Origin of the sequence: Streptococcus sp. SV2 (assembly GCF_030440175.1) — a bacterium.
GTDB classification, from domain to species: domain Bacteria; phylum Bacillota; class Bacilli; order Lactobacillales; family Streptococcaceae; genus Streptococcus; species Streptococcus raffinosi.
This window is the reverse complement of the sequence record NZ_JAQFJQ010000021.1, coordinates 22,534-33,091: the sequence shown is the minus strand read 5'-3', so window position 1 is coordinate 33,091 and position 10,558 is coordinate 22,534. Positions and strand designations below refer to the sequence as shown.

Annotated in this window: 12 protein-coding genes; all 12 read right to left on the bottom strand. The window is 40.5% G+C overall.

Going from position 1 to position 10,558, the window contains the following annotated elements; genetic code table 11:
* Positions 1-145: 145 nt before the first annotated feature.
* Complete coding sequence (locus tag PCY14_RS09140; RefSeq protein WP_042771871.1) at positions 146-535, bottom strand: hypothetical protein; 390 nt, start codon at positions 533-535, stop codon at positions 146-148.
* Positions 516-1,439, bottom strand: coding sequence for a phosphodiester glycosidase family protein (locus PCY14_RS09135; protein WP_301363453.1), 924 nt, complete (start codon positions 1,437-1,439; stop codon positions 516-518). Before PCY14_RS09135 ends, PCY14_RS09140 begins: the two co-directional genes overlap by 20 nt.
* A gap of 160 nt (positions 1,440-1,599) precedes the next feature.
* Complete coding sequence (locus tag PCY14_RS09130) at positions 1,600-2,334, bottom strand: PHP domain-containing protein (protein ID WP_293919664.1); 735 nt, start codon at positions 2,332-2,334, stop codon at positions 1,600-1,602.
* An 8-nt stretch (positions 2,335-2,342) separates the two neighbouring features.
* On the bottom strand, positions 2,343-2,987 hold the full coding sequence (locus tag PCY14_RS09125) for a TIGR01906 family membrane protein (protein ID WP_060933999.1): 645 nt from the start codon (positions 2,985-2,987) through the stop codon (positions 2,343-2,345).
* Positions 2,977-3,750 carry a TIGR01457 family HAD-type hydrolase gene (locus PCY14_RS09120; protein ID WP_060933998.1) on the bottom strand — a complete coding sequence of 258 codons (774 nt, stop codon included), beginning with the start codon at positions 3,748-3,750 and terminating at the stop codon, positions 2,977-2,979. The genes PCY14_RS09125 and PCY14_RS09120 overlap by 11 nt, the downstream gene beginning before the upstream one ends.
* A gap of 1 nt (position 3,751) precedes the next feature.
* On the bottom strand, positions 3,752-4,495 hold the full coding sequence (locus PCY14_RS09115) for an acyl-ACP thioesterase domain-containing protein (protein ID WP_293936305.1): 744 nt from the start codon (positions 4,493-4,495) through the stop codon (positions 3,752-3,754).
* Positions 4,496-5,632, bottom strand: coding sequence for a radical SAM family heme chaperone HemW (gene hemW / locus PCY14_RS09110; protein WP_293936302.1), 1,137 nt, complete (start codon positions 5,630-5,632; stop codon positions 4,496-4,498).
* Between the two features lie 95 nt (positions 5,633-5,727).
* Positions 5,728-6,468 (bottom strand): hypothetical protein, encoded by a 741-nt coding sequence (locus tag PCY14_RS09105; RefSeq protein ID WP_293930747.1) that lies wholly within the window; start codon positions 6,466-6,468, stop codon positions 5,728-5,730.
* A gap of 204 nt (positions 6,469-6,672) precedes the next feature.
* Positions 6,673-7,755: a hypothetical protein gene (locus tag PCY14_RS09100; RefSeq protein WP_301363452.1), complete on the bottom strand. Its 1,083-nt coding sequence runs from the start codon at positions 7,753-7,755 to the stop codon at positions 6,673-6,675.
* Positions 7,756-7,819: 64 nt separating this feature from the next.
* A complete protein-coding gene (gene rfbB / locus PCY14_RS09095; protein WP_293930753.1) occupies positions 7,820-8,866 on the bottom strand; it encodes a dTDP-glucose 4,6-dehydratase in 1,047 nt (348 codons plus the stop codon).
* A gap of 202 nt (positions 8,867-9,068) precedes the next feature.
* Positions 9,069-9,662, bottom strand: coding sequence for a dTDP-4-dehydrorhamnose 3,5-epimerase family protein (locus tag PCY14_RS09090; RefSeq protein WP_037600997.1), 594 nt, complete (start codon positions 9,660-9,662; stop codon positions 9,069-9,071).
* Positions 9,662-10,531, bottom strand: a complete 870-nt coding sequence (gene rfbA / locus PCY14_RS09085; RefSeq protein WP_002883992.1) for a glucose-1-phosphate thymidylyltransferase RfbA — start codon at positions 10,529-10,531, stop codon at positions 9,662-9,664. The genes PCY14_RS09090 and rfbA overlap by 1 nt, the downstream gene beginning before the upstream one ends.
* Positions 10,532-10,558 lie beyond the last annotated feature (27 nt).

The following is a 10,558-nucleotide window of genomic DNA, read 5'->3' as shown; positions in this document are numbered from 1 at the left end:
ACCAGGTAACAGCCCTCAGCTTGCCTTCAAAAGAAACCTTACTTTTTCTAGACATAATAAAAATCCTACTTTCGTAAACAGTACTTTATGTATTTTTACTGTCTACTTAAGTAGGACTATATCACCTTGCCCCAAGCTTTCATTTTTAAGCCAGTTTTTTAGGTCTGATAATACCAGTTATCAAACTCAAGAAAAATAGTCCTGAAGCAACGTACCAATAGGGCATATCCACGCTAGTCGTACGGCCTGACACTTCAACAATTCCCTTAACCAGACAGGCACTGGCAACAACAGCGATGGCTGAATTAAAGAGAAGTTTTGAGGCACGATTTCTTACCCAAGACATTCCCATCCCTGTTAGTAGATAAATCAAAGCTCCAGCCAATGGTGCAAAGAACATCATACGCATAAACATAGATGATTCACCATAAGAAAAGCGCTCATAGACAAAGGTAAATACTAAGCTAAAAATGGTTAGACCGATGTAGGTGAAAAAGTGTTTGCTGGCTGATTTTTTAGTAACCGATGTAAACAATATCGATCACCGCCCTTTCTGAAATTTTATTTCCGTTCGTGGTTGGCTTATTAATGACTTGACCATTAAAATACATGGTTGATGAGCCACCACCATCAAGGTTGTAAGCTGTCGTCACGCCATAAGATTTCATCAATTCTGCCATCTCATAAAGAGTCAACCCTGACGACTCACTGGTACGACCATCCGAGACAATGACAATATAGTGCACACTACCGTCACTTTCTTCGATAACGCCGATAGCTGTCCGTGGATTGTCAGCCATAGCTTGACCGACCTCCTCATTTTCTGAGACAGCTACCTTACCATTTTCAACCAAGGTTGGACCAAAGGCAAAGGTATTCACTACACCTGAATCGACCAGTTTTTGAGCTGTAGTGTCGCCCTCCTTAAAGGTTTTAAAGCTACCATCTGAGTAAACCGCTAGATCCTCATAGTCACTGTTTCGATCAGTATCACGATAGACTTGGCCATTTTTAATCACATAACCTGATTGGTTGGCTCCGTAATAATCACCATTGATGGCAAAGATAGCATTATTTTGCTGGGCAATACTAGATGTCGTGTCGGTGATGTTAGTCCCGTAGGTATTTTGCGCCAAAGCTGTTTTAAGGTAGTCGGCACTTGACAGCTTGATATCTGCCACATAGTAAGTGGTATCACTGGTTTTACCTGTTGTGATTTTGATATCCATATTGTCATCTTTATAGGTCGTATCTGTCTTAGTTACCTTACCAGTGCTGGTAGACGCTGTTGACGAAGCTGTGCTTGAGCTACTGGTCGTGGCTGAAACCGTCGACACCGCAGAAGGGATGACAAAGACCTTTAAGAGAGAGTAGACATTTGCCCCCATCAGAAAGAGGGTGAAGAGCAAGGCATAGGCATGCCTTTTGAGAAATTTCATAGAAGACCTCCAAATGTGAAAGATAAGTCAGAAACTATAAGTTCCTATTGCTTGTCTTAAGCATAACAAGGAAAGCTTAAAGTCTTCTATAAATCCCATAACCACGCCTTTCGTTTAAGTTTTGCTTAAGAAAAGACAGCCTCAACTGAAGCTGTCTACGTTAGATAATCATATCTTCTGTAATGTCAAATTCTCTCAAGAGCTCCTGAATCTTATCAAAGTTCAGACGGAAATGCTCTAATTTATGACCATCAGAGCCGATAGAATACTTGCAACATCCCAAATCATTAACAAGGCCCAAGGCATAACGATAAAGATCTTCGTGATGATAGAGATACATACTCTTTGCATTCAGCTCAAAAGCCAAATCATTAGCCATCATTTTCTGGAAAATGCGTTTGAGCTGCTCCTCATAGGCTTTTAATTCATCAACAGTCACCTCAAACAGGCGGAAACCATAGTCAAAGTGGGCTAGGACATCTGCGTCTACTCGACCAATAGCATACTCCAACTTGTCTAGATATTCTTGAATAATGCTGGCCTTATCCATATCAGCTACCTCATCATCAAGATAATCATTGACCCCATTATGGTGAACCGAAAGCAGTTTGAGATCATAGTCCTTCCCATCCAAAAAGGCCAAAATATCCTTTTCTCTAGGCTGGTAATAACCAATCTCGATGCCCCGTTTAATACGATTGCCATACTTACGGTTAAGACTTTCAATCTCACGACTATAGGCCTCGTACTCAGGTACATCATCTTGTTTGGTATAAGGATTAGAGAGGTCATAATGCTCCGTCGTTACAATCTCGCCATCAAAATGTGTTAAATAATCAGTAAAGTCCGCATCCGAATCATAGGAATGATGGGTATGCAAATGGTTATCACGAATCGTCATCATTACTCCTTATTCTTTAAATACCGTTTAAGCTGCTTATGGGCAAGACAAGTCAAAGTTACCATGATGCCCTCGTAGATAAAAAAGAAAATCACAAAACATTGAAGGAAATAGTCTTCAGGCAAAACATTAATAATCGGATCCAATAGTGGATTAAAGAGCCAACTGCTATCTCCAGGAAAAAGGGCTTCATGAAAGAGCGTAAAAAACTCATCAAATCCAAGAAAAAGACCCACAAGGCCAATCAGGACTGGCAAAACAGCAAGACTCAGATAAAGTCTACGATAAAGACCAAAGGTCCCCTTCTTCACATTTCGCCAAAGAAAGGTCACAGCTGGATAAGCCAGTAGGATAACTAGCCCCTGAACCAAGTGAAAGAGCCACTTGACATCATGAAAATGCTTAAGCCCACTCTCTGACGACGGAAAATCAGGCATGGTCAGATGACCAACCCAAGGAAAGGTCAGGTACTGCATGAGGACATTGAAATTATGCCAAAGCTCTGTCTTGCCGATAATGACATAGTCCAAAAGATGCATCCAGTCAATATCAAAATAATAAAAGCCCCAAGCCAGATAAATCGTCAATAGAATAGATAAGGCCAAGAGCCAAATGGGAGTCAACACTGCTTCAATCTTAGTTCGCATCAAAATCCCACTCCGCTAGACTAGAAAGTACATGGTCTGGTTTTACTGGCAAATCCACAACCTCTTCCGCCTTGGTAAATCCAGTTGTCACTAGAAGTGTTGGAAAGTCATTTTTAATGCCGGCTGTAATATCGGTCAAGTAATTATCACCAACCACAATCGTTTGACTACGTTCTGTCCCAAGGATTTCAAGAGCCTTGTTCATGATAATAGCTTTAGGCTTACCAATAATGATTGGTTTCACACGGGTAGCCGCCTCGATAAGGGCCAGGAGGGAACCAGCACCTGGAAGAAGACCACGTTCTGTTGGGATATTCAAATCTGGGTTAGTTCCAATAAATATAGCCCCTTTGTGGATAGCAAGCGTTGCCTTTACCAACATTTCATAAGTGACTTCACGGTCCAAGCCCACCACAACATAAGCAGGATTTTCCTCATCTACCGTATAGCCCGCATCCGCAATAGCAGATTTAAGTCCAGTCTCACCGATAACATAAACCGTCTTGCCACGATTCATATCGTTCATATAGTCAACTGTCGCCAAGGTAGCTGTGTAAATAGTCTCAAGAGGCGTTTCAAGCTCACACTGATTACGCAAAAGTTCTTGTACCATTTCTGGTGTACGCATACTGTTATTAGTTACAAAAAGATAGGGAATCTGGCGCTGCTGCAATTCCTTAACAAAAGCCTCCCCTTCAGGAATACGGTCCTTACCCTTGTAAATGGTTCCATCTAAATCAATCAAATAACCCTTATATGTCATCTTACTCGTCTCCTATTTCCTTCCATTGGATGATGGCATGAGCATGAATATTGCCATCAACACAAATCTGATGTTGACTGCTCAAACTTTCTTGGTCAAACTCATAACCCGAATAAATTTCTGATCCATGATGAATTTCCTTAACATACTTGAGGTCAATGTGGGCTGGTGTATACTTGGTCAAAAAGTCCAAATCGAAAACATCCAACATCCACTCCAAATACTTACTATTGTTAACGTGACCATTCATGTCTAAGTCAAAATAGCGCACACGGTATAAGGTATCAACGGGATTTTCCAAAACCTTGTAGCGAGGACCACGAAGCAACTTTTTAGTTTTTTCAGCTTCATAAGGTGCCACCAACTCGTCTGGAACCTCAGCTACCTTACGTGTCTCATAATCCATGAGGGCAAAAGTGGTCTTAAAGAGCATGATTTGCTGACCAGCTTCATCAGTGATGTAAAAATTACGGTAACAGAAAATCTTATTATAGGAAATAGCTTCCGTTGTAATGGTCACCTTTTCATTGTAACGAGGCAGGCGGTCAATTTCGATAGCATAATCCGTCACAATCCAAACCAGACCATATTGATCAAAAACTGCGTCGTCCGCATTTCCAAGAGACTCAGACTGCATGGCTGATACTTGCAAGGAGAATGCCAACAAATGTGGTAATTTCACCTGATGTGTAATATCCGTCTCATAAAACGGAATCTGATAAGGAATACTAAATTTTAAGCCCATCTAATCCTCCAATATAAATTGCTCAGCGACATTATCTCCCAGAAAGAGTCCCCGTTTGGTCATACGAATCACATCTGGATCCTTAACCAAAAGCCCATCTGCTTGTAGTTTTTCCACAATGTCCCCATAAGTATCTGCAAATGATAAGCCAAACTTCTCTTCAAACCGTTTGATAGACACGCCTGATTTTTTCCGTAAGCCAAGGAAGAATTCCTCCTCCACCATCTCCGCCTTAGTCAGATGCTCCTCATGAAGTCTAGCATGCCCATCCTCTGCTATAGCCTTTAGGTAATGCTGGATAGGACCACGATTACGGTAACGAACACCATTGACATAACCAGAGGCCCCAGCCCCAACACCATAATACTCATCATTATTCCAATACATGAGATTATGTCGACTCTCCATACCAGGTTTGGTAAAATTGGAAATCTCGTAATGCTCAAAACCATTTTTTTCCAACTCTTGAATAATATAGTCAAACATCTCTGCTTCCAAGTCTTCAGTTGGCAAATTGAGCTTACCCCGACGCATCTTATTCATAAAGACCGTGTGATGTTCCAAGATCAAACTGTAGAGACTTAGGTGTGGAATATCCAGTTCTATAGCCTTTCTCACATTTTCCTTGACCTGATCCATTGTTTGACCAGGTAGGGCATAAATGAGGTCAATGGAAATATTATGAAAACCAGCAGCCTTCAAACTATCAATACTTTCATAAATTTGTGCTTGATTGTGACTGCGACCAATTTGACGCAAGTGCTTGTCATCAAAGGTCTGAACCCCTAGAGACACCCGATTAACAGCTGATTTTTTGAGCACTTCAATCTTATCAAGTGTCAAATCACCAGGATTGGCCTCGATGGTAAATTCCTCCAGCTTAGACAAATCCAAGTTCTTCTGAAGATTGCTTAAAAGATAGTCCAATTGCTCGGCAGAAATAGCTGTCGGTGTCCCACCACCAATGTAAAGGGTGCGAAGTTCCTTGATATCTAAAAGCTCCCACTCACGAATCAAAGCCCGTAGGTAGTCATCAACGGGCTGATTTTTAATAAAGACCTTGGAAAAGTCACAATAATAACAAATTTGTGTGCAAAATGGAATATGCACATAGGCTGACGTTGGTTTTGTTTGCATGTAACTATTCTACCATTTTTTAAGCAGAAATGAGACCTTGAAAAAGAAGAGTTTGACGCAAAAAAGAAGCTATCTCTTCAGATAGCCTCTTCCTATTATTTTGTTAATGAGAATGGGAAAGCTTTGTAGTTACTATAATCAAAGCTTGGTCCCAAATCAGAGATGAATTGGACTGGCGTGTAGGTTCCATTTTCAAGAATAAAACCAGGCTTAGCTTGGAAACCAGCTCCCCCTAGTCCAGTAATACCAGGAAGCAAGGTTGAAAAATCGCCACCTTCCCAAACGTAGAGATTACCAGAAATTTGAACGGCTTTAGCAGTCGTTGAACTTTGACGGTAAGGTTCGTAATCAACATTGAAATTTGCCTTTGAAGTGACGTTACCATTGGCATCAACTGTAAAACTAATGTCTGTTGCTTGAGGACTGGTACCAGTCCAAGTTCCTACTAAAGCTGCTGGAACAGGAGTGTCACTTTGGCTATCCCTTGTTGTTTGACTAGACTTATTGGAATCAGAAACAGCACTGCTACTTGCACCTGATTGAGCATCATTTCCAGCTGTAGCTTGATTTTTTGAAGAGCTAGCTTCAGGAGTACTCGCTTCTTCTTGACCTTGAGAATCCTTTGAAGATGAATCCTCTGTCTTAGACTTTTTAGCAGATTTCTTCTCAGATGCTTTTGTTTTTGCTGATGACTTCACAACTTTAGAAGTTGACGTTGTAGATGATGCTGCGGTGTCTTTTTCTGACTTAGACCCACATCCGACAAGGCTTGCAGAAACAGCTACTGACAGCAAAACAAGTGAACAAACACGGATAACTTTATCTTTCATTTTCATAAACCTCTTTCTATATGTCTATTATATCTATTTTGTTACAAAAATCAAGCATTGTTTGTAATTTTGTAATATTTATGTCATTATTTGTATCCCTGTCTTAAGTTAATATGTCTGTGTAAGCAAAAAAGTCTATCATTCCTATGGGAATGATAGACTTTGGACTATTATTTAAGAACGATTCATCTGCTAGAGGTATCCTAATTACTATTTGTCTTCTCTTTCAAAATAACCTGTATAAGAGAGATGGTTGAAGCCCTCCAAGATAATAATGCGCTTGCCACCATCCACAACGACATAATAGTATGATCTGCTCGCATCGTGGTAGATGTCATTAACACTCTTAGCCTGATAACCATGTGACTTAAGAGACTTCTGTATTTTAGCAAACTCTTTTTGCACCTTACCATTATCTACGCTGCCTGATTGATCCGTCAGATATTCTTTTAAAGGCTTAGCAATTAAGATATCTTTACCATCAGAATCTGTAGTAACAACCCCATTTTCAGAGATAGTCCCTTCTCCTTCTGAATCATCATCGGAATCAAATTTTTTCCATTGCCCAACAAAAACTTTTGGAACCGCTACCTTATGAAAAAGATATATCTTTTTTAAATCTTTGGTACTTCTTGATCCGTAGTAGAGGTCTGATAAGAATAAATCTAGAACTAAGTTTGTCCCATCTTTCTGAATCAGATTATAGTAGCCAAACACATCCGTCTTTACCAGGATGATCTCTTTTGTCTGTAATTGGTATTTCTTGTCAAAATCAGCAATCGTTTTTAGTTTTGAATCACTGACGTCCTCTAAGCTTGTTTCAAACTTCTGTCTTACTTTCTGACCAGTAGAGATTTCTTTGATTTCTTCTTCCCTATGGCCTGCAACAAGTTTTGATTTTTTCCCACTTAACTCATAAACCAAACCAGCATTATAACTAGTTACCCACAAACCATTCAAGTTTGTTTCTTTGAAAGAAAACAAAAAGAGGCCAAGACTTGTTGCTAGGACAAGAAATAAAGCAATACCCAAACCAATAAAAGTCTTCTTCCCAAACTTTTTCTGTTTAACAAAGACAAGCTGCTGTGCTGAAGTTTGGTTGACCATCTGACCAGTCACTTGATTTGGTAAAGGCATGGCTCCTGCAGGCACGGAATTTCCATTGTTAGAAAAAGTAGCTTGTCTACCTTCCATAACAAACTCACCATTTTGAAGAGCCTGCTGACACTCCTGAATAGTGGGCTTACGATTATTAATCACTTCAAAATATTCAATCCATTCTTTTCGATTCATCATCTCTCCTAACAGTTCTTAACAGAAAAATCTATCACTAGATTGGAAGTGATAGATTTTTCAATTATTTAAGCACTTCTTGTGTCTTAGCATAGTTAGCTTCAACAGCTTCTTTTTCAGCTTTCCACCAGTCTTGGTGATCTGTATACCACTTGATCGTTTCTTCCAAACCTGATTCGAAGTTTGTGAATTGTGGTTCCCAACCAAGTTCTTCACGCAATTTTGTTGAATCAATAGCGTATCGCAAATCGTGACCAGCACGGTCTGTAACACGGTCGTATGCGCCTTTTGGTTGACCCATTTTTTCAAGGATAAGCTCAAGCACTTCCTTGTTGTTCTTTTCACCATCAGCACCAATCAAGTAAGTTTCACCGATACGGCCTTTAGTAAGGATAGCCCAAACACCAGTTGAGTGATCGTTAGTATGAATCCAGTCACGGACGTTTTTACCTTCACCATAAAGTTTTGGTTTGATTCCTGACAAGATATTGGTGATTTGACGTGGGATGAATTTTTCGATGTGTTGGTATGGTCCATAGTTGTTTGAGCAGTTTGAAATAGTTGCCTTAACACCAAATGAACGCACCCATGCTTTAACGATAAGGTCTGAAGCAGCCTTAGTTGATGAATATGGTGATGATGGGTTGTATTTGGTTTCTGCGGTGAATTTTTCACCAGGACCTTCACCATGTCCAGGAAGGTCTTCACGCAACGGAAGGTCACCATAAACTTCGTCTGTTGATACGTGATGGAAACGAATGTCGTATTTACGAGCTGCTTCCAAGAGTGTGTAGGTACCAATGAAGTTTGTGTAGATGAATGGAGATGGGTCATTCAATGAGTTATCATTGTGACTTTCAGCCGCATAGTGAACAATGGCATCCGCCTTAGCAGCCAATTTGTCTACCAATTCAGCATCAGCAATGTCCCCTACAACCAATTCAACACGGTCACCAAGGATTTCTTCAATGTTAGCACGGTTCCCAGCGTAAGTGAGTTTGTCAAGGACAGTCACATGTACGTCTGGATGATTGTTGTAGACATAGTGTACGAAGTTTGAACCGATGAAACCTGCACCACCGGTTACGATAATATTTTTGTATTCAGTCATTTTTTCTCCAAATTTCTTTGTTCCTTAATCGTTCCTTTAGCTAGTGAGGGACGCCAGCAACCCTTCGGTTTCATGGCTAAATCCGGAGTCTAAGTCTCCGGATTTTCCTACAAGATTCCCTGAGGTAATCTTGTTTTCACTAGGGCAGGAACAATCTTATAACGCTCCTTGCAGTCGCGATACTGCTATGCAAGGTTCATTTTTACAAATCTTCTGCTTTTAGGGGTTTTACGTCTTTGAGCAATGGGTGATTTTTATCTGCTTCTGAGACTTCTGCTTCTTCCAAGTTTTCCCACTTGATATCAAGGCTTGGGTCAGCGTAGTTGACAAAGGCGTATTTTGGTTTGAGTTCAAGTGCCCAGTAGTCGTTCACAAGGTAGCTGTAGGATACTTTGTCAGATAAAACTTGGAAACCATTGGCAACACCACGAGGAACGAAGATTCCTTTTGAGGCATCAATGACTGTTTGGTAAGTATTTCCAAACGTTTCGCCTTCACGAAGGTCAACCCATGTTCCAAGAACCTTTCCTTCATCTGCTACTGAGATGTATTTATCCCAAGGCTCAGCGTGCAAACCACGTAAAACATTTTTTCGTGAGAAAGAAACATTGTTTTGCAATTTTCCTTCTGCAAAGAATGATTCTGGAAAACCAAGCGGCAACATTTTTTCCTTTTGGAAGTTTTCCTTGAACCATCCACGGTTATCTCCATGTACTGGAATATCAAATTCAAGTAAACCTGGGATGGCTTCAATCTTACGTGCAGCTAATTCTTTACCAAAAAATTGTTCAGTCATTATGCTTCTCCAATCAAACGGAGCAAATATTGCCCGTATTCATTCTTCTTAAGTGGTTGTGCCAATTCGAGGACCTGCTCTTTAGTAATGTAGCCCATGCGATAGGCAATTTCCTCAAGGTTAGCCACTTGAACATTTTGCAAACGTTGAACTGTTTCAATGTACTGAGCAGCTTGCAAGAGACTTTCGTGAGTGCCTGTATCCAACCAAGCAAAGCCACGTCCCATAAGTTCAACAGAGAGGTCACCACGTTCTAAGTAAGCCTTGTTAACATCCGTGATTTCAAGTTCGCCACGAGGACTTGGCTTGATATTTTTGGCAATTTCCACAACATCATTGTCATAGAAATAAAGACCAGTTACAGCAAAGTTTGATTTTGGATGCTCAGGTTTTTCCTCGATTGAGATGGCATTCATATTGTCGTCAAATTCAACAACACCAAAACGTTCTGGATCCTTAACTTGATAACCAAAGACTGTAGCTCCTTTTTCCTTAGCTTCGGCACGTTGAAGCATAGCAGAAAGACCATTGCCATGGAAAATATTGTCCCCAAGAACAAGGGCAACACTATCATCACCAATGAAGTCTTCACCAATGATAAAGGCTTGAGCCAATCCATCTGGACTTGGTTGTACTGCGTAAGAAAGGGAAATACCGAACTCAGAACCATCACCAAGGAGCTCTTCAAAACGTGGAAGGTCCTGTGGTGTTGAGATGATGAGGATTTCCTTAATACCAGCCAACATAAGCGTTGATAGTGGGTAATAAATCATTGGTTTATCGTAAATCGGCATCAGTTGTTTTGATGCAGCACGAGTCAATGGATACAAACGCGTCCCTGAACCGCCTGCAAGAATAATACCTTTCATAAGAAGGCTCCTTTTTTCTCTAATATA

Bases quoted from the DNA above. Each gene is read 5' to 3' on its own strand.
- hemW (WP_293936302.1), bottom strand. From the start codon at position 5,632: ATGCAAACAAAACCAACGTCAGCCTATGTGCATATTCCATTTTGCACA.
- rfbB (WP_293930753.1), bottom strand. From the start codon at position 8,866: ATGACTGAATACAAAAATATTATCGTAACCGGTGGTGCAGGTTTCATC.
- rfbA (WP_002883992.1), bottom strand. From the start codon at position 10,531: ATGAAAGGTATTATTCTTGCAGGCGGTTCAGGGACGCGTTTGTATCCA.
- PCY14_RS09120 (WP_060933998.1), bottom strand. From the start codon at position 3,750: ATGACATATAAGGGTTATTTGATTGATTTAGATGGAACCATTTACAAG.
- PCY14_RS09135 (WP_301363453.1), bottom strand. From the start codon at position 1,439: ATGAAATTTCTCAAAAGGCATGCCTATGCCTTGCTCTTCACCCTCTTT.
- PCY14_RS09115 (WP_293936305.1), bottom strand. From the start codon at position 4,495: ATGGGCTTAAAATTTAGTATTCCTTATCAGATTCCGTTTTATGAGACG.
- PCY14_RS09125 (WP_060933999.1), bottom strand. From the start codon at position 2,987: ATGCGAACTAAGATTGAAGCAGTGTTGACTCCCATTTGGCTCTTGGCC.
- PCY14_RS09105 (WP_293930747.1), bottom strand. From the start codon at position 6,468: ATGAAAATGAAAGATAAAGTTATCCGTGTTTGTTCACTTGTTTTGCTG.
- PCY14_RS09100 (WP_301363452.1), bottom strand. From the start codon at position 7,755: ATGAATCGAAAAGAATGGATTGAATATTTTGAAGTGATTAATAATCGT.
- PCY14_RS09090 (WP_037600997.1), bottom strand. From the start codon at position 9,662: ATGACTGAACAATTTTTTGGTAAAGAATTAGCTGCACGTAAGATTGAA.